At 62.8% G+C, this 17,574-nt stretch carries 16 protein-coding genes and 1 pseudogene; 8 read left to right on the plus strand and 9 right to left on the minus strand.

The genetic code is table 11. The features are described 5' to 3' along the window. Positions 1-210: 210 nt before the first annotated feature. Complete coding sequence (locus LRP30_RS42955; RefSeq protein ID WP_164934783.1) at positions 211-1,020, minus strand: DUF3108 domain-containing protein; 810 nt, start codon at positions 1,018-1,020, stop codon at positions 211-213. A gap of 552 nt (positions 1,021-1,572) precedes the next feature. Between LRP30_RS42955 and rpmB the strand changes: the two genes are divergently transcribed. The 3 genes from rpmB (at position 1,573) to LRP30_RS42970 (ending at position 4,014) form a co-directional block, all read left to right on the plus strand. Beyond that, on the plus strand, positions 1,573-1,881 hold the full coding sequence (gene rpmB / locus LRP30_RS42960; RefSeq protein WP_249758749.1) for a 50S ribosomal protein L28: 309 nt from the start codon (positions 1,573-1,575) through the stop codon (positions 1,879-1,881). Between the two features lie 234 nt (positions 1,882-2,115). Then, complete coding sequence (locus tag LRP30_RS42965) at positions 2,116-3,090, plus strand: thymidylate synthase (RefSeq protein WP_249758750.1); 975 nt, start codon at positions 2,116-2,118, stop codon at positions 3,088-3,090. Next, on the plus strand, positions 3,091-4,014 hold the full coding sequence (locus tag LRP30_RS42970; RefSeq protein WP_249758751.1) for a hypothetical protein: 924 nt from the start codon (positions 3,091-3,093) through the stop codon (positions 4,012-4,014). Here LRP30_RS42970 and LRP30_RS42975 read toward each other — a convergent pair. Next, positions 4,004-5,107 (minus strand): ImmA/IrrE family metallo-endopeptidase, encoded by a 1,104-nt coding sequence (locus LRP30_RS42975; protein WP_249758752.1) that lies wholly within the window; start codon positions 5,105-5,107, stop codon positions 4,004-4,006. The genes LRP30_RS42970 and LRP30_RS42975 overlap by 11 nt on opposite strands. Beyond that, positions 5,100-5,375 carry a hypothetical protein gene (locus LRP30_RS42980; protein WP_249758753.1) on the minus strand — a complete coding sequence of 92 codons (276 nt, stop codon included), beginning with the start codon at positions 5,373-5,375 and terminating at the stop codon, positions 5,100-5,102. The genes LRP30_RS42975 and LRP30_RS42980 overlap by 8 nt, the downstream gene beginning before the upstream one ends. A 585-nt stretch (positions 5,376-5,960) precedes the next feature. On the opposite strand from LRP30_RS42980, the gene LRP30_RS42985 reads away from it, so the two are divergent. Continuing rightward, positions 5,961-6,458, plus strand: coding sequence for a hypothetical protein (locus LRP30_RS42985; RefSeq protein WP_249758754.1), 498 nt, complete (start codon positions 5,961-5,963; stop codon positions 6,456-6,458). A gap of 52 nt (positions 6,459-6,510) precedes the next feature. Next, the gene (gene ftsZ, locus LRP30_RS42990) at positions 6,511-7,770 is read left to right on the plus strand and encodes a cell division protein FtsZ (RefSeq protein ID WP_128930223.1); all 1,260 of its coding nucleotides are present in this window, start codon (positions 6,511-6,513) and stop codon (positions 7,768-7,770) included. 293 nt (positions 7,771-8,063) lie between these two features. On the opposite strand, the gene LRP30_RS42995 is transcribed toward ftsZ, so the two are convergent. Further along, a complete protein-coding gene (locus tag LRP30_RS42995; protein ID WP_128946638.1) occupies positions 8,064-8,744 on the minus strand; it encodes a hypothetical protein in 681 nt (226 codons plus the stop codon). Between the two features lie 163 nt (positions 8,745-8,907). Here LRP30_RS42995 and LRP30_RS43000 point away from each other — a divergent pair. The 3 genes and pseudogenes from LRP30_RS43000 to LRP30_RS43010 all read left to right on the plus strand — a co-directional run. Further along, positions 8,908-10,194, plus strand: a pseudogene (locus LRP30_RS43000) (DUF2235 domain-containing protein); the annotation flags it as partial. Between the two features lie 305 nt (positions 10,195-10,499). Next, on the plus strand, positions 10,500-10,751 hold the full coding sequence (locus LRP30_RS43005) for a PilZ domain-containing protein (protein WP_091893446.1): 252 nt from the start codon (positions 10,500-10,502) through the stop codon (positions 10,749-10,751). Positions 10,752-10,829: 78 nt separating this feature from the next. Then, a protein-coding gene (locus LRP30_RS43010) for an IS3 family transposase (protein WP_249757655.1) occupies positions 10,830-11,998 on the plus strand; the annotation gives its coding sequence in 2 pieces (ribosomal slippage) (positions 10,830-11,118 and positions 11,118-11,998; 1,170 coding nt in all). A 189-nt stretch (positions 11,999-12,187) separates the two neighbouring features. On the opposite strand, the gene LRP30_RS43015 is transcribed toward LRP30_RS43010, so the two are convergent. The 5 genes from LRP30_RS43015 to LRP30_RS43035 form a co-directional block, all read right to left on the minus strand. After that, on the minus strand, positions 12,188-12,595 hold the full coding sequence (locus tag LRP30_RS43015) for a hypothetical protein (protein ID WP_128930226.1): 408 nt from the start codon (positions 12,593-12,595) through the stop codon (positions 12,188-12,190). 235 nt (positions 12,596-12,830) lie between these two features. Then, complete coding sequence (locus LRP30_RS43020) at positions 12,831-13,943, minus strand: NADH:flavin oxidoreductase/NADH oxidase (protein WP_249758755.1); 1,113 nt, start codon at positions 13,941-13,943, stop codon at positions 12,831-12,833. A gap of 228 nt (positions 13,944-14,171) precedes the next feature. After that, entirely contained in the window at positions 14,172-15,263 is a 1,092-nt protein-coding gene (locus LRP30_RS43025) for an esterase-like activity of phytase family protein (RefSeq protein ID WP_249758756.1), read from the minus strand. Continuing rightward, complete coding sequence (gene cobT / locus LRP30_RS43030; RefSeq protein ID WP_128940332.1) at positions 15,260-17,167, minus strand: cobaltochelatase subunit CobT; 1,908 nt, start codon at positions 17,165-17,167, stop codon at positions 15,260-15,262. The genes LRP30_RS43025 and cobT overlap by 4 nt, the downstream gene beginning before the upstream one ends. After that, complete coding sequence (locus LRP30_RS43035; protein WP_128930232.1) at positions 17,164-17,574, minus strand: GNAT family N-acetyltransferase; 411 nt, start codon at positions 17,572-17,574, stop codon at positions 17,164-17,166. The genes cobT and LRP30_RS43035 overlap by 4 nt, the downstream gene beginning before the upstream one ends.

A 17,574-nucleotide genomic window follows, 5' to 3' on the forward strand; every position in this document is an offset into this window, starting at 1 on the left:
AGTGCGAAAACAACCCCATGCACAGTAGCATGTGATTGAATTTACACGCTTTCTTACCCTCCCCTGGAGGGGGAGGGTCGGCGCACATGGAGCGCAGCGAAATGCGCGACGGGGTGGGGTGATCTCTCCCCACGGGCACTGTTCGTGTGGAGAGATCACCCCACCCCGCTCGCGCTATCGACCCTCCCCCTCCAGGGGAGGGTGAAGGCGCTACTGCGTCTTCGCGACGCGCGGCGGCTGGGGGGAGGTGATGAAGCTGGTCGCTTCCAGCATGGCCGGTCCCAGCGGCGTCGGCACTTTCAGCCAGAACGGGACCAGGATGCGCGTGCCCGCAACCGGCGCGAACGCGATCTCGATGTTGCGCTGGGCGGCGAGGTATTTGATCACGGGGCGGTCGGGGATGTAGCCCGCCACAGGCACGAAATAGAGCGCGCAAACCACGACCGGGCCACGATAGCCCTTCTCGGCCTTGACGCTCTCCATGCGCTTGAAATCGAGTTTGAGGTCGTAGCGCATGCGGCCGTCGAACACGGGCGCGGCGTTGTGGCAGGCCTCGGGCGAGACCGGATCGCCGGTGCCGGGCACGCGCAGCAGCGAGGCCGTCATGGGGTCCCAGACGCCGCGGCGATGCGCCTCGGTGACGACGATGCGGTCCGGATCGACCGGCGGCTCCGGCAGGATCGCGAACTCCTTCACATTGCCCTTGTCGAGGGTGATGCGGATCTCTTCGGTCTTCTTCGAGGTGGTGGTGGAGGCCTGATAGCCGGTCGCAACCAGCGCGCCATTGACGACGCGGCCTTGGCTAGCGCCGGTGCCGGACCCGCCGGTGAACGACTTCAAGATCCCGGTGGTGCCGCCGGAGGCCGCGGCCGCGAACACGTCGTCCTGGATGTCGATGTTCCAGGCGCCCCTGCCGACGGGAATGCCCGCCAGCGTCGCCTCATATTGCGCCTCGAGCTTGCCCTGCGCCGCCACGGGCTCGGCCGCCCACGCCAACGCGAGGCCGCACAGGGCCGCCAGGGCGAGCTGGCCGGCAGAGCGCCGCCGGGGCGAAACGGGGGACGAGGTGGGCACGAAGCTTTCCAATCGGGGCGCCAATCGATGCGTTACTTAAGCCGAAATCGGCGGCAGGCAATGCGTCCGGGCGCGCAGACGCGGAACTCCACCGGATTCTTCCGGCGCGATTACGCCCTTTATGTGATGGTAAGGCGTTCCGATCATTGCCGTTTTGGTGATCGGGGCGCCGCGGGCTTCGACACCTCTCCCGCTTGCGGGAGAGGTCGCGCAACGCGCGGGTGAGGGCTCTCTCCTCTTGGGGACTCTCCTTGGAGGCACCACCCGTGATAAACGCTTGCCCCACCGCGGAGGCAGCCCCCTCCCCCAACCCTCCCCGCAAGCGGGAGAGGGGCGCACCACCGCCGGGGCGGGCACGAAACCCACCCCAAATCCTTGACTACCCGCCCCTTCCCCCCTATACGTCCGCCCGCTCCCTGCAAGGACAGAGAATTCGCCCCCGTGGCGCCCAGAATGGCGGCCGCAACTCGTTGGGGGTTTAGGATAAGGATTTTTGCCATGTCTCGCCGCTGCGAACTGACGGCCAAGGGCCCCCTCGTCGGCCACAAGGTCAGCCACTCCAACATCAAGACCAAGCGCCGCTTCCTGCCGAACCTCGTCAACGTGACGTTCATCTCGGAAGCCCTGGGCCGCAACGTGCGCCTGCGCGTCTCCACCACCGCGGTCAAGAGCGTCGACCACAATGGCGGCCTCGACCCCTTCCTGCTCAAGGCCAACCCGGACCTCCTGTCGCCGCGCGCCCTCGAGCTGAAGCGCGCCATCCAGAAGAAGGTCGGCGACACCGCGCCGGTCAAGAAGGCGAGCTAAGAAGATTCCCTGTTAGGGCGGGGGCTAAGTTGCGTCGCGTGGCGTAGGCTTAGCCAGTAGAGTTTGAGTAGCGGCCGGATCGGAAGATCCGGCCGTTTTTGTTTGTGCAGAGATGCAGCCCACCGACGAAAGTGCACTTGCGTGCCATCAATTCGCTAAGCATCTTTTAGTTGCCAATCGTTGAGTCGCCGGCGCCTTCCAGATTCAATTTGCTTCAAAATTTGTCCCTTCGAGATGGAATTCATTGCCGACACTCTCGATGACGCGCTTCTTCAGCTGTATCCCCAGCTGCTCAAGGCGCCAAAGGTCGATGGCGCAACACGGGGGAGCAATAGAGAGCTGCGCGGAGTCACGGTCGAGATCATGAAGCCCCGCGCACGATTGAGCCGCACTGAAACACGCGGCAAGCCGTTTAGCGCGCTCGGCGAATTGCTCTGGTATCTCTCTAAGGACAACCAGCTAGACTTCATCGTTCCTTTCGTTCCTGCCTACAAAACAGAGAGCGACGACGGCAAAACGGTTTATGGCGGCTATGGTCCACGCTTATTCCGGCAAAGAGGGCAAGACCAGATTGCCAATGTTCTAAAATTACTGAGTAACCGGCCGACGACACGCCGCGCGCTAATTCAAATCTTCAATGCGGAGGATCTGAGCGGACATCGTTCGGAAATCCCCTGCACTACAACTCTTCAGTTCCTTCAACGCGATGGAAAATTGGAGATGATCACGACAATGCGCTCCAACGACGCGTACAAGGGCCTTCCGCACGACGTGTTCTGCTTCACAATGCTCCAAGAAATGCTCGCCCGGACATTGAGCTACGACATAGGTCCGTACCGACACTTCGCGGGAAGCATGCACCTATATGACGATAATTGCGACGATGCAGTGCGGCTCACCGAAGAAGGCTTTCAATCGCGCATCGAAATGCCTTCAATGCCGAATGGTGATCCTTGGCCATCGATTGCTCATGTAATGAGCGCGCTAGAGGAAATAAGGTCAGGCCAAGCGGTCGATGCGAGCGCTCTCGGGTTAGACCCTTACTGGTCCGACCTAATTCGACTACTGCAGGTCTTCGCAGCAACGGGCAACCAAACTGCTATCGCTGACCTTCGGCAAGCAATGACATCTGATTGCTACAAATACTACATTGATAGCCGAACCAACCTTCCTATGAAGGATCGGTTCGGCGGACAAGCGAGTAGCTAAGTGTCGGTTCTCTGGCCATCTCGGCAATCTGAACTCAAGCGACTAGATCGAGTACTTCGGGAGTTCTCGGATAAAGTCTACCCCCTTCGCGGAATCAACGACAAAGAGGCTCGCAAGACACTTGCGATGCAAATGGTCGCAAGTTTGCGGCGCATGGACTATACGCGCATCCTGAAAAGCAGACCAATTGATGCTGCCCGTGCTGATCCAACCAGCCCCCTATTCGATCCTGAAAGAGCAGCCCTACTTCATGCAAAGTTGGGCAATCCGGATGAAGCCATCTGGTTAATCTTTTTAGCTACCCATACGGGGAAGCACGGTCGATTCGGCTGGCGGCGTATGCAGGATATTTACTCCGGACTAGGCCAACACAATTGGACTTGGAAGGAGGTATCGGAAAATCCTGACGACTTCAGGAAGTGGATAACGGCCAACCACGACAAGATCGGCGGCGCATTCGGTAATCACCGAAAATACGAAAGCCTAAGGCCTGACTCTCGAGCAGGTACGCTCGCGGTAATTCAAAGTTTCGTGCGGGCTGTCGATCGATCACCAGAAAAATGGTTTCGCGATCTCGTACGAAGGGGCGGTAATGATCCACACACTATTTTCGACGCGGCGTATCGCGAACTCAGGATCGAACGGTTTGGAAGACTTGCGAGATTTGACTTCCTGGCGCTGCTTGGTCGTTTGGACTTAGTCCCAATGTCACCTGGATCCGCCTATCTTGATGGAGCTACAGGCCCCCTTCGCGGCGGACGGCTTCTGATCGATGGAGACCTTAGTTCTAAGCGGACCGCACCAGATGTCGACTGCATCCTGAAAAGCCTTGATGAGAGACTTGGAGTCGGCATGCAAGTCATGGAGGACTCTATCTGCAACTGGCAAAAGAGCCCTTCCGCATTTAAGCATTTCAAGGGTTAGATAGCGCAGCCGATATTTGATCCCACGTAAAACGGCGCTTGAGAAAGTTTAGCTGGCTTGGCTTGATAATCCGGTTGTGTTGCAATTGCCCAACCACGACGCCTGGAGAAACGCCAAGCGAAAAAGCAAACTTGATCACTTGCTCAGTCTTTGGCTTTAGATCGAGCAATTCGTCCTTCTGCTCAGGCGGGATCAGAACAGAAGCGGAGAATTCATTCGCTTCGCTTTCCTGCTTAGTGACGTTCTCAATTCCACCATCGATAAATGTGGCGGACGTTCCATGCAGCAAGAGATGCCCGAGCTCATGGAAGAAAGTGAACCAGAAGTGATCGTCAGAAAGATGCCTGAAGCTCTGAATCACCATTGCTTTGTTGGGCGATAAAAACCGCGTAGCGCCACTCGCACGACATCCAGAAGGAGCACGCACAAAAACAAGAGCTACACCTGCGTCCGCACATATCCGCCGAATGCGCGGTAGGAAATGAGCTGGCGCATTAGCCCTCGTCAGCGCACGCATTTCCAATAGATGTTGCCGAAGCTTCTGAGGATTCCATTTTGACGTAGGAACAGCAGCGGCTTCCAACTCGCCGCGCCGCAACCATGCTGAAAGGGCACCAGCCTTCGAAGCGAATGAAGGAGAGGTTCGAAAAGAGACGCCCAACGGATTTGCGTATCTTTCAATCCATTCTTGCGGATCGCTGACGCCAAAATATGCGAGATATGTCTTGAGACGGTCTTCACGCCGTTTAGGACTGACCCAGCCATAATTTGAGATATCGCTGTGGGGGAACTGTTTGAGCCACTTGTCTCCAGCTTCATTCGAAACGGCACTCGCGGCGCGATTGAGCGCGCCTGCGTATTTTGACTGCCTCGTCAGCCAAAACGAGGCCGTACCGCCGACGTGCTTAGCCAGACCGTCGGCCAACTCACCATCGATCTCTACGCTTCCGGAGAGAAGCCCCGAGATGATGGTGACGCTCCGACCAAGTTTCTGTGCAAGGACATCTGAAGTGAGATCGCGATGCTCCATCAAAGTGAGCAGCGTGTCACCTGGTTTAGAGAACCAATCCGGTTGAAACGACAGATCAGCCATTGGTTGTCTCGATCGACACGATTCGTAGTCTGGTCACTTGATCCCAATCTGTGACTGCGGCCGGCGGATTTGGGTAAGTCGGATGACCCGAGCGAATGATCAACCGAGAACCGCAGATGAGATCTATGGCCTTCTCGTTAGTGCTGAGATTGACGATCGACGCGGGATGAATTGCAGTAAGTTCAGAGAAGTTGGCGCACGCGTCAATATCAGCCAGCACCTGAGCAAGTTCCAGCGCTCCGTTTGATCCAAGCGCCGTTCTCGCCACGCTTCGCTTCTCACAAATGTCCCTCACCTCTTCCGTGGAAAAGTTAAGAATCAATCGACCGCCTTTTAGATACGCCTGCACTCTTGTCAAAAAATTATTTGTACTTTTACCCAAAGTTCCGATTCGCGCAACCTTTGGTCGTATTTTGCTGCGGTGCAGGGAGGAGCAAAGCCAGGCATGCTGCTGCCCGCCCCATTTCGTTTGCGTATCGTCCGCCGCTTCGCCGTTTTCCGCTCTAGTCGCCCGGTGGCATCACCCGCAGGTGCGTCCCATGGAAACACGCACCAAAGACCGTGCCCAAAACCTCGCCATCCGCTGTGACGGCACCGGCAACGAGATCTCGGAGAGCATCTCCAACGTCCTGAAGCTCTCCGCTGCCTGCGCAAGACGGATAAGACGCAGCCGCGGTAGATGCTGCCCAACGATCCCCGGCGTGGCACCGTGACGGCACTCGTAAACATCCCCCCTCGCGCGTTAACTGTCCATTAACCAACGCAGCCTAGCCTGCTGCAATCGTCCAGCCATCACTAGCTCGAAATGCCTTCCCGGTTCGCTCCAGGAGAAGCGCCGATGTGCGTTGAGTTGTTGACGTATGCCGATCTCAGTGCCCGCCTCGATATCTCCCGAGAGGCCGCGCGTTCGCTGGCGCGACGCCGCCGGTTGCCGCGCTCGCGGTCGGAGGACGGCAAGGCGCTGGTGAGCGTTGATTTCTCCGAGCTCCGCTACACACCCCGCCCGCGGCGCGGCCGCCGGGCAGATCCGATCGATGCCTCCCTAGCCAAGATCGAGGCCTTCAAGATCGAGGCGTTCAAGGCGGAGGTCGCGCGGCTCGAAATAGTGGCAGCCAACACCCGGGCCGATTTCGAGCGCGAGCGCGAGCGTGCCGATCGGCTCAAAGTCGAGCTGATGCAGGCGGCCGCCGAGACGGCGGCAGCCAATGCGTGGGCGGCACGACTGGAAGACGAAGTGGCGGTTCTGCGGACCGGTGGCAGGGTGGGCGGCGCGATCGCAGGATACGCCGCGCGTCGATTGGGACATCTGGCCGCTGCGATCGTGCAAGCAGACCGCGCGGCTTGCAGGTAGCACTCGAAAACTTTCTCCATCCCCGGCATGCCGGAGCAATCACGAGGGAAGCATGACTGGCATCACCGATATCCACGAAATGAAGGCCCGCATCGTCGTGTTCGGGGTCGGCGGCGCCGGCGGCAATGCGGTCAACAACATGATCACGGCCGGGCTGCAAGGCGTCGAGTTCGTGGTCGCCAATACCGACGCGCAGGCGCTGGCCATGTCGAAGGCGAGGCACCTGATCCAGCTCGGCACAAAGGTGACCGCGGGCCTCGGCGCCGGCTCGCAGCCGGAATTGGGACGCGCCGCAGCCGAAGAGGCGATCGATACGATCCGCGATCAATTGACCGGCGCACACATGGTGTTCGTGACGGCCGGCATGGGCGGCGGCACCGGCACCGGGGCGGCTCCCATCGTCGCCAGGGCCGCGCGCGAGCTCGGCATCCTCACCATCGGCGTCGTCACCAAGCCGTTCTACTTCGAGGGCCAGCGCCGCATGCGCTTTGCCGAAGCCGGCATCGAGGAGTTGCTGAAGACGGTCGACACCCTCTTGATCATCCCGAACCAGAACCTGTTCCGGGTGGCCAGCGACAAGACCACATTCGCCGACGCCTTTGCCCTTGCCGACCAGGTGCTTTATTCGGGCGTGGCCTGCATCAGCGATCTCATCGTCAAGGAAGGCCTGATCAACCTCGATTTTGCCGACGTCCTCTCCGTCATGAAGGAGAAGGGCAAGGCCATGATGGGACGTGGCGAGGCTTCCGGCGAGAAGCGCGTGCTTGCCGCCGCCGTGGCCGCGATCTCCAATCCATTGATCGAGAATCCCTCGATCAAGCGCGCCAGTGGCCTCATCATCTCCATCACCGGCGGCAAGGATCTGATGCTGTACGAGGTCGACGAAGCCGCGACCCGCATTCGCGACGAGGCCGATCCGGACGCCAACATCATCGTCGGCGCGTCGTTTGACGACAGCCTCGAAGGCATCGTCCGCGTCTCGGTGGTGGCGACCGGTATCGATAATCTCGACCCGGCACCGCAGGCGCAACCGGTGGAAACCGCCCTCACCCAGCTCGCCGGCAGACTGCGCAACGACGGCCGCCGCATCGCCGATCGCATCGAGCGCAGTGCTCCCCTTGCGCAAGTGGAAAGCCCGCCGCTGCGCCCGCAGCCGCACCACCCCGTGGGGCCACCGGCAAGGCCGAGCCTGGAACATGCGCGCCACGCGGCCGACCGGCCGCTCGATCCCTACGGCCGCACCGCTGCGCGCAATGCGCCCGACGAGGCCGTTCTCGATATCCCGGCCTTCCTGCGCCGCGCCGCCAACTGAGCGGTCGCGGGAGTCGGGGCTCGTCTCCAACCGGACATGGACCGCTGCTACGCGGCTCCACCGCTTGCGGGAGAGGGTAACCGCATATGAGCATCAACAAGAGGTCGTCATGCCCGGGCTTGTCCCGGGCATCCACGTTCCTTGTGCTGCGGGGTAAGGCGTGGATGGCCGGGACAAGCCCGGCCATGACGATGTGGAAACTTCAGCACCCCAAGCGCTCGCGTCATATGCGATTGCCCTGCGCTTGCGGAACCTGCAGACGAGCTTCTTAAGCTGCGCGGCGCGCCGATCGCTCACGCGGCCGTGCTGCGCGGGCTCTCCGCTGATTCCTTCTTGTCCGTCTCCTTGTCGCGAGACAGCCATGCTGGAAAACGAAGCAGGCGTTCGTTGCTGTCTTTCGGCAGCTCGATGGGCGGCGCTTCATTGGCCGAACTCGGCAGGTCCAGCGCGACGTGGCCTGTTCGCACCGCATCCGCGCGCTGATCCAGTTCGCGCAACAGGGGATCGAGCACGCTGTCGATTTCGGTCGCCACCGACACCAGGAAGCTATTGAGCTCGCGCGCCTCGGGCACGACGGCCGCAGCCGACTCGATCGCCTTGGAGAGACCATCGACGACGGGTGCAAACGCGCCGGCGGCTTGCTTGACTCGGGTTTTGATCGCTTCGATCTCGCACAAGACGCGCTCACGCTCCCGCCTTTTCTTCTCCTCGGAAAGGCGGGCTTCAATTTCGGCGATCTGGGCCGTCAGGGTCGTGGCTTCGGATGCGAGTGCATCGCGTCTTCCGCGCGCGCGATCGAGATCGCGGCTGAGATTGTCCACTAAGTCGTCCTTTCCAAACATGGCTTTGCTCCGTACGACAGCCGTTTTGGTCTGCAGGACGGCCTTGGCGCGAACCGCCAGCCTGGCAAGCGAACGAAAGGCTGGATCGGCCGAAACAGGCATCAATTTCGGTCGCGTCACATGGGCCGACATGGTGATCCCCCACTCGTCCACATTAGGCGACGGCATGGTTAACAAGTTGTTAATGTCAACAGGTGAGAGATGGGGCAAAATGCCGGCGACGCCGCCTTCGGCTGCTCGCTGCCCTCCATTTCCGCTATACTCGCCCCGGTAGCATCACCCCGAGGCGCATCCCATGGAACCCGCCCACACCACCGCAGCCAAGCCAGAGCCGAAGAACATCGTCATCTGCTGTGACGGCACCGGCAACGAGATCAGCGAGAACATCTCCAACGTCCTGAAGCTCTACCGCTGCCTGCGCAAGACCGACAAGACGCAGCCGCGGCAGATGGTGTTTTACGATCCCGGGGTCGGCACGGTGACGGAGCCGACGACGTGGAATCGCTGGAAAGCCAATATCAACCTGGTGCTGGGGCTCGCCACCGGCTACGGGCTCGATGACAACGTGCTGTCAGCCTATTGCTTCCTAGTTCAGCATTATACGCCGGGCGACAAGATCTATCTGTTCGGCTTCTCGCGCGGGGCCTATACGGTGCGGGTGCTGGCGGGGCTGATCCACAAGGTGGGGCTGATCTCGCCGGAGCAGGTGAACCTCGCAGGCTCGGGCCTCATCGCCTACAAGCAATATTCCGGCACCGGGCGCGGCAACGACGTCGAAGACCTCGCGGACGTCGCTGTCGACGAGCAGGGGCCGCTGCCGAAGGACCAATTCGATCTCGCCGCGCAGTTCGCGCGCATCACCTCGACGCGCTGGCCGACCATCCACTTCATCGGCGTCTGGGACACGGTGGCGAGCGTGATCGTGCCGCGCGCCGACCGGCTGTATTGGCCGAGCTTCGAGGAGCTCGCCTTCACGCTGCGCAATCCGAGCGTCAAGATCTTCCGGCAGGCGATCGCGATCGACGAGCGGCGCTGCATGTTCCGCCTGAAGCAATACAGGGAGCCGCAGGAGTTCTGGAGCAATCGCTATGTGCCGGACGAGAAGAAGGTGCCACAGGACATTCTGCAGGTGTGGTTCGCCGGCGTGCACAGCGACGTCGGCGGCGGCTATCCGGAAGCCGAGAGCGGGGAGTCGAAATATCCGCTGATCTGGATGATCGAGGAGGCCGCGAAGGCGGGGCTGAACTTCAATCCGCGCACGGTGAACCAGCTCGCCTTCGGCATCCAACGCAAGAACTCGCCGTTCAGCTATGTCGCGCCCGCCTTTACGGGCAAGAGCGGCGTGCTGCACAACTCCATGACGGCGGGCTGGCGCGTGCTGGAGTATTTGCCGAAGAGCGCGACGTACAAGGAATGGCCGGAGCGGAAGGTGGCGCTCGGCTTCTACATTCCCGACAGCGAGCCGCGCGTCATCCCCGAAGGCGCGCATGTGCATGAGAGCGTGTTGAAGCGCATGGCGGTGGAACCGGACTATCGGCCGGTGAATCTGCCGAAGGATTATGTGACGGTGCCGATGCCGGTGGGGCCTCAGCATGCGGAGGTGGCGGGGGAGATGGAGGGGTGTGAGGGGTGGCTTTCACCGCTCGTCATTGCGAGCGCAGCGAAGCAATCCAGACTGCCGCTGCGGAAGCAGTCTGGATTGCTTCGTCGCAAGAGCCCTCGCAATGACGGTGGAAGAGGCAGGCGCGCCGCCCCACCCCGTTACCGCCGCTTTCTGCAGTCACGGCAGCTTTTCATTAAAATTCTTCGGCCCGGCTTAGCGGGATCGCATCAACTCTGTTCCATCATCGCCTCCGATCCCCGCGAGACAGCGGAGCTGGAGGAGACGTGCCGCACTATCCGCGCAAATATGCCCGCGTGAAGCCTTCGGGGCTGGTCTCGCGCCAGGCCAAGATCATCACCGACCCGCGCGCGCCCGTGATTCCCTGCACGCTGATCGACTATTCGCCCGGCGGGGCCTGCGTCGATCTCGGCGGACAGGTGAGCATCCCCGATCGGTTCGAGCTGCTGCACGTCAACACCAAGAAGCGCTGCCGCATCGCCTGGAAGCGCGGAACGCGGGTGGGCGTGGTGTTTTAGGGGCTGCGTGCTGACCCTCTGAACCTCCTCCGAATGAGTGGACATCTGTAGTAGGCTCATTGAGCCCGGAGGTGTCGAATGGAACGTCAACGTCGGTCATTTACCGAAGAGTACAAGCGCCAGGCCGTTGAGCTGGTGGTGTCGAGCGGTCGCTCGATCACGTCGGTAGGCAAGGAACTCGGGCTGCGCGACTCGGTGCTGCGGCGCTGGGTGGATAAGGCCGGGCAGCAGCCGGCATCGGCGGCGTGGCGCCCCACCACGCAGGCGACGCCGATGTCGGCGGACCAGGCTTCGGAGATCGCCCGGTTGCGCCAGGAGAACGAACGGCTGCGCATGGAGCGCGACATTTTAAAAAAGTCGATCGCGATCTTTGCCGGAACCCGGACATGAGCTTCCGCTTCATCGAGGACCATCGCGACGCCTATCCGGTACGATTAATGTGCGCCGTGCTCGAGGTCTCGCCGGCCGGCTATTACGCCTGGCGCGATCGCCCGGCGAGTCAGCGGACCAAATCCAATGCCACGCTGCTGGCTGCGATCCGGCAGGCCCATCACGACAGCAGCGGACGCTACGGCAGTCCCCGCGTCCATGCCGTGCTGCGGACGCAGGGCCGTGGCGCCAGCCGCGGCCGGATCGAGCGGATGATGCGCCGGCACGGTATCCGCGCCATCACGGCGCCGCCGCGCCGGGTGCGCACCACCGACAGCCGTCACGACCTGCCGATCGCCCCGAACCTGATCGCGCGCGACTTCACAGCGGAAGCCCCGAACCGCGTTTGGCTCGCCGATATCACCTACATCCCGACCGCGGAGGGCTGGCTGTATCTGGCGGCCGTCATGGATCTCTTCAGTCGAAAGATCGTCGGCTGGGCCATGCGGGATCACATGCAAGTCGAACTCGCATCCGCGGCGTTGACGATGGCCATCCAGCAGCAACGGCCGCAGGCCGGATTGATCCACCACTCCGATCGCGGCGTGCAGTATGCCTCACACGCCTATCGCGACGCTCTCACGGGCGCCGGCATCGTTGCATCGATGAGCCGCAAGGCCGATTGCTACGACAATGCCCCGATGGAGAGCTTCTTCCATACCCTGAAGACCGAGCTCGTTCACCATCGCGACTACCAGACCCGCGCCGAGGCCCAGCGCGATATCTTCGCCTTCATCGAGGGCTTCTACAACCGCACCCGGCTCCATTCCGCGATCGGATATATCGCCCCGATCGAGATGGAGCTAAAAGCCGCTTAAACCCCTCCACTTTTTCGGGGGAAGATCACTCCCCTGGAGGAGAGGTCGATCGCGCGAAGCGCGAGCGGGGTGGGGTGATCTCTCCACTCGGGCACCGTACGTCGCGGAGGGACCGTCACCCCACCCGTCTCATATTTCGCTGCGCTCAATATGAGCCGACCCTCCCCCTCCAGGGGAGGGTAAGCAGGCCTACTTCCGCATCCTGGCCTTCGCGCCCGCGACGATCTGCATGGCGACGCCGGCGGACCAGCCGAGCAGAGCAAGCCAGGCGAAGTTGATATGCGGATCGAGCCGGAGCACGATGACGGCGACGGAGGCGAGCGCGGTGAGCGTGGCGCAGAGCGTGCCGGCCGAGCTCAGAAATTCCGCGGCGTCGATGGCGTTGTGCGCGTCGTCGAAGGGCATTTGCGGCGTGTCGATGCCGAGATAGAAGCCGATGAAGCCGAGCACCATCATCACCAACAGGAACCCCTGCGTGGTGAGCGAGGAGATCGCCGATCCCACATAGGCGCCGACGAACAATCCGCACGCCGCCCCCGCCATCGCAAGACCCACGCGCTCGAACACATGGGCAGTTTTGCGAACACCAAAACGCATGGCCGGCCTCCGTGAGGCGTTGAGGAGACAGGTTAGGCCAGTTTTGGGGTGCGTGGAAGGCGAGGAGTTTTACGGATGCGTGAGTTTACTCCCTCTCCCCGTTCTTACGGGGAGAGGGTTGGGGTGAGGGGCCTCTCTCCCCACACGAGCGTAACGCCGCACCTGTACCCCCTCACCCGGATCGCGTCTGCGATGCGATCCGACCTCTTCCCGCGAGCGGGGAGAGGTGAAGAACTCACCGCGCCCCGAACGTGGTCCTGCCGAACAGCGCCTTTTGCGTCGAGGGCTGCGAGCGCCAGTATTGCGGCGGGGCTTCGACCTCGCCGCCGACGTCCGCGGCGGCGTGCCAGGCCCACCGCGGATCGTAGAGCATGCCGCGGGCGAGCGCGACCATGTCGGCCTTGCCGCTGGCGACGATCTCTTCCGCATGCCTGGCTTCGCTGATCAGGCCGACGGCGATGGTGGGCAATCCGGTCTCGCGCTTGATGGCTTCTGCAAATTGCACCTGATAGCCGGGGCCGAGCGGAATCTTCTGCAGCGGCGAGACGCCGCCCGAGGAGGCATCGATCCAGTCGATGCCGCGTGCCTTCAGCGCTTTGGCAAAGGCGATGGTCTGCGCCAGATCCCAACCGCCCTCGACCCAGTCGGTCGACGACACCCGCATGCCGACCGGCTTGTCGGCGGGGAATGCGGCGCGCACCGCGTCGAACACCTCCAGCGGAAAGCGCATGCGGTTTTCGAGCGAGCCGCCATATTCGTCGGTGCGCCTGTTCGAGATCGGCGACAGGAACTGATGCAGGAGATAGCCGTGCGCGCCATGGACCTCGATGGCATCGATGCCGAGCCGCGCAGCGCGCTTGGTGCAATCGACGAAGGCCTCGCGGATGCGCTTGAGACCGGCGGCATCGAGCGCGAGCGGGGCGGCCTCGCCCTCCTTGTGCGGCACCGCCGATGGCGCAACCGCCCGCCAGCCGCCCTGCTCGATCGGAATCAGCTGGCCGCCCTCCCAGGGCCGCGCGCTCGAGGCTTTGCGGCCGGCATGGGCAAGCTGCATCCCGATCGCCGTGGAGGAATGCTTGCGCACCGAATGGAGGATCGGCTTCAAGGCGGCTTCGCAGGCATCGCTGTAGAGCCCGAGGCAGCCCGCCGTGATGCGGCCGATCGCCTCGACATGCGTCGCCTCGATGCAGAACATCGCCGCGCCCGACAGGCTGAGATTGTTGATGTGGGTGAAGTGCCAATCCGTGGCGACGCCGTCATCGGCCGAATATTGGCACATCGGCGACACGATGACGCGGTTCTTCAACGTCAGTCCGCGCAGCTTGATCGGGGAAAATAGGGCGCTCATGCGGGAGTTCCGGGGGATGGAGGATGCTGCAGGGAGTGTAGTGAGCGGGCGGCGGATTGCTAGGCGCGTGGCGGGAATGGCGGCCCGTAGGGCCATGCATTGCGGTGCTGGCTTGGTGCGAGCCTGCCTCCCAGCGTCATTGCGAGCGCAGCGAAGCAATCCAGAATCCCTCCGTGGAGGCAGACTGGATTGCTTCGCTGCGCTCGCAATGACGGGGGAGAGACCGCCCTACTCCACCAGCGTGAATTGCAGCAACAATGTCCGCTGCAGCATCGAGAAATTGTCGTCGGAGATCAGGGTCAGCACGGTGTCGCCCTCGGCCGTGACATGGGCGTCGATGCCTTCCATGTTGTCGATCTCGTGGCCGAGATCGGCGGAAAACAGCGTGAGGCCGTCGACCAGCGCGCCCGGCGCGATCGACTTCAGCGGGATCGCGCGGATGCGGATGTTGACGCCGGTGAACCAGGAGAATTTGCGTTCGAGGATGAGGAGATCGCCCGAGGCCAGCAGCACCGCGTCGCTGATGTCGAAGTTCTCGGAGCGCCGCACGCTGAACTGGCCCGGCGTCGGACCGCCGATCAGGAAGGCGACCAAATTGCCGTCGGCGTCGAGCCCGCGCTCGGAGAACGCGATCAGCGTGCCCGCGAGCACCTGGTTCTGGTTCTTGGGCACGACGACGAGCGCTTCGAGCCCCTTGTTGTTGGGCAACTTGCGGACCGCAGGCGGCACTGCGATCACCTCGCCGCGGGCGCGGGTGCCGCCCTTGGCGAAATCGTAACGCAGGATCTGGTTGACGCGCTCGAGCCCGACATAGACGAGGTTGCCGTCGCGCGCGAGCGACTCGCTGTCGTACCAGAGCCGCTTATCCGTGATCGGCCGCCCGTCAGCACCGAGCAGCGGCGCGGCCTCGACGTCCGCGAGCCCAACCATCTCGCGGCCGGAATAGCGGATGGTGCCGGTGAACCAGCCGCCCTGGTCGGAGATCGCGAGGAAGCGTTCACCTTTGTTGTCGAGAAAGCGGAGGCCGGACAGGCCGCCAAAACCGCGATAGGGCGAGGTCAGCACCAGGCCGCTGCGAAAATCCAGCGAGCCGAAGCGCGTCCGCGAACGGTCGCGCGGCTCGAAATTGGGAATGCTGCGCGCGTTGACCTCGACGCTGACGGGCGCAGCGACGGCGTGCTCGAGCTGGAGGGCGCGCGGCGGCGGCTCGGTCGCGGGCTGCGCCTGCGCCCGCGCCCGCGCCAATCGCGGCATCGTCAGAATGGAAAATCCCGCCGCCGCGTGGCCGAGAAAGCTGCGGCGGGATTGATGGTTGCTCACGAATGCAATTTGCGGCGCGGCCGGCCGGGCGCTTGTGTCGGCGCGGTGTTGGTCTCGCTGAAGAGCTCGGCGAGCTTCTCGGTGATGGCGCCGCCGAGCTCCTCTGCGTCGACGATCGTCACCGCGCGGCGATAATAACGCGTCACGTCATGACCGATGCCGATCGCGATCAGCTCGACCGGCGAGCGGGTCTCGATCTCCTCGATGATGTGGCGCAGGTGCCGCTCGAGATAATTGCCGGGATTTACCGACAGCGTGGAATCGTCGACCGGCGCGCCGTCCGAGATCATCATCAGGATCTTGCGCTGCTCGGGCCGGCCGAGCAGGCGCTTGTGCGCCCAGTCCAGCGCCTCGCCGTCGATGTTCTCCTTCAGGAGGCCTTCGCGCATCATCAGCCCGAGATTCTTTCGCGCACGACGCCAGGGGGCGTCGGCCGATTTGTAGATGATGTGGCGGAGATCGTTGAGACGGCCGGGATTGGCCGGCTTGCCGGCGGCAAGCCAGGCCTCGCGCGATTGCCCGCCCTTCCAGGCGCGCGTGGTGAAGCCCAGAATCTCGACCTTGACGCCGCAACGCTCCAGCGTACGCGCCAGGATGTCCGCGCAGGTCGCGGCGACCGTGATCGGGCGTCCGCGCATCGAGCCGGAATTGTCGAGCAGCAGCGTCACCACGGTGTCGCGGAACGTCGCCTCCTTCTCGTGCATGAAGGACAGCGGGTGATAGGGATCGGTGACGACGCGCGACAGGCGCGCGGGATCGAGGATGCCCTCTTCGAGATCGAACTCCCAGGCGCGGTTCTGCTGCGCCATCAGCCGGCGCTGCAGCCGGTTGGCGAGGCGGGCGACGATGCCTTGCAGATGCGCGAGCTGCTTGTCGAGATAGGCGCGCAGACGCTCCAGCTCGTCATGGTCGCAGAGGTCTTCGGCGGCGATGACCTCGTCGAACTTGGGCGCGAAGGCGTGGTATTCCGGCCCGCGCGGCTCGTTCCGGCCGTGCTGGTTCGGACGCGTCGCCTCGCCCGGGGTCTCGTCGTCGCCGAGCTCGCCGTCGTCGAAGGTATCCGAGGTCGAGGCCTGCGCGCTTTCCATCGCGCTCTCGCTCATCTCCTCCGATGTCGCCTGCGCCTGGTCGGCGCTCATCTCCTGCGCGGCATCGGAATCGGGCGAGCCCTCCGCGCCGGACTGGTCGTTGTCGCCGTCCTGGTTCTCGTCGTTCTCGTCATTGTCCTCGGTGTCGGCGTTGCGCTCGTCGCCAAGCTCGAGCGCCGACAGCAGATCATGCACGGCATCGCCGAACCGGGTCTGGTCCTCGAGGACGCCGTCGAGCCGGTCGAGCCGCCTGCCGATCTTGTCTTCGAGAATCGGCCGCCAGAGGTCGACCATCTTCTTGGCGGCCGCCGGCGGCGCCATCCCGGTCAGGCGCTCGCGCACCAGCATCGCCAGCGCGTCGGCCAACGGCGCATCGGCGCGGTCGGTGATCTCGTCGAACTTGCCGCGATGGAAGTGATCATCGAGCATCGCGGTGAGGTTTTTCGCAACGCCCGCCATGCGGCGCGCGCCGATCGCCTCCACCCTCGCCTGCTCCACCGCCTCGAACACGCCCCGCGCCTGCGGATTGCCCGGCATCAGCTTGCGGTGAACTTTCGGATCGTGACAGGCGAGCTTGAGCGCGATGGAATCGGCGTGGCCGCGAACGATCGCCGCATCACGCCTGGTCATCTTGCGCGCAGGCTCGGGCAGCCGCGCCTTGCCGGGCGCAAGGCCCGGGCGCTCGGCCGCAAATGAGATGTCGAGCTCGGGCGATTTCGCGATCGCCTTGAGGCAGGAGGCGACCGAGCGCTTGAACGGCTCGGTCGGCGCTTCCTTGTTGCTGCGGAATTTGGAGTTGGATGATGATGTGCTCATAGCGACTTCGTAAACGAATGGCGCGTCACGCCGCCGGGATAGCCGTCAATGGCGCCGAATTCGTCGTACCCGCAGGAACGATAGAAGCCCGGCGCCTGGAAACTCATCGTGTCCACATGGGATCGGATTGCGCCGAGCCGTCTTGCCTCGTCCTCGATCGCCGCGATCAACTTCGTTCCATGACCTTGGCCGCGATGTTTCTGCTCGATCCAGAAGAACTGAATGAACAGAACCGTTGTCCAGATCTGACCGACGACCCCACCGACGATTTTGCCACGGTCCTTTAGCGAGACAGCAAGGCCCTTCAGTCTCTGCGTCCCCATGTGCTCGTGGTTGTAGCCAGCGAGCCCGGCGAGCACAGCCTTCTTGGTGGTCCCAATGGTGCGCTCGACGGAGATGGTTGGCAT

This window comes from Bradyrhizobium sp. C-145, assembly GCF_023375135.1.
Taxonomy (GTDB): domain Bacteria; phylum Pseudomonadota; class Alphaproteobacteria; order Rhizobiales; family Xanthobacteraceae; genus Bradyrhizobium; species Bradyrhizobium zhanjiangense.

Excerpts from the sequence above, each read along its gene's own strand:
- LRP30_RS43015 (WP_128930226.1), bottom strand. The coding sequence starts at position 12,595 with ATGCGTTTTGGTGTTCGCAAAACTGCCCATGTGTTCGAGCGCGTGGGT.
- LRP30_RS43020 (WP_249758755.1), bottom strand. The coding sequence starts at position 13,943 with ATGAGCGCCCTATTTTCCCCGATCAAGCTGCGCGGACTGACGTTGAAG.
- LRP30_RS42975 (WP_249758752.1), bottom strand. The coding sequence starts at position 5,107 with ATGGCTGATCTGTCGTTTCAACCGGATTGGTTCTCTAAACCAGGTGAC.
- LRP30_RS42995 (WP_128946638.1), bottom strand. The coding sequence starts at position 8,744 with ATGTCGGCCCATGTGACGCGACCGAAATTGATGCCTGTTTCGGCCGAT.
- LRP30_RS43035 (WP_128930232.1), bottom strand. The coding sequence starts at position 17,574 with ATGCCAACCATCTCCGTCGAGCGCACCATTGGGACCACCAAGAAGGCT.
- rpmB (WP_249758749.1), top strand. The coding sequence starts at position 1,573 with ATGTCTCGCCGCTGCGAACTGACGGCCAAGGGCCCCCTCGTCGGCCAC.
- cobT (WP_128940332.1), bottom strand. The coding sequence starts at position 17,167 with ATGAGCACATCATCATCCAACTCCAAATTCCGCAGCAACAAGGAAGCG.
- ftsZ (WP_128930223.1), top strand. The coding sequence starts at position 6,511 with ATGACTGGCATCACCGATATCCACGAAATGAAGGCCCGCATCGTCGTG.
- LRP30_RS42965 (WP_249758750.1), top strand. The coding sequence starts at position 2,116 with ATGGAATTCATTGCCGACACTCTCGATGACGCGCTTCTTCAGCTGTAT.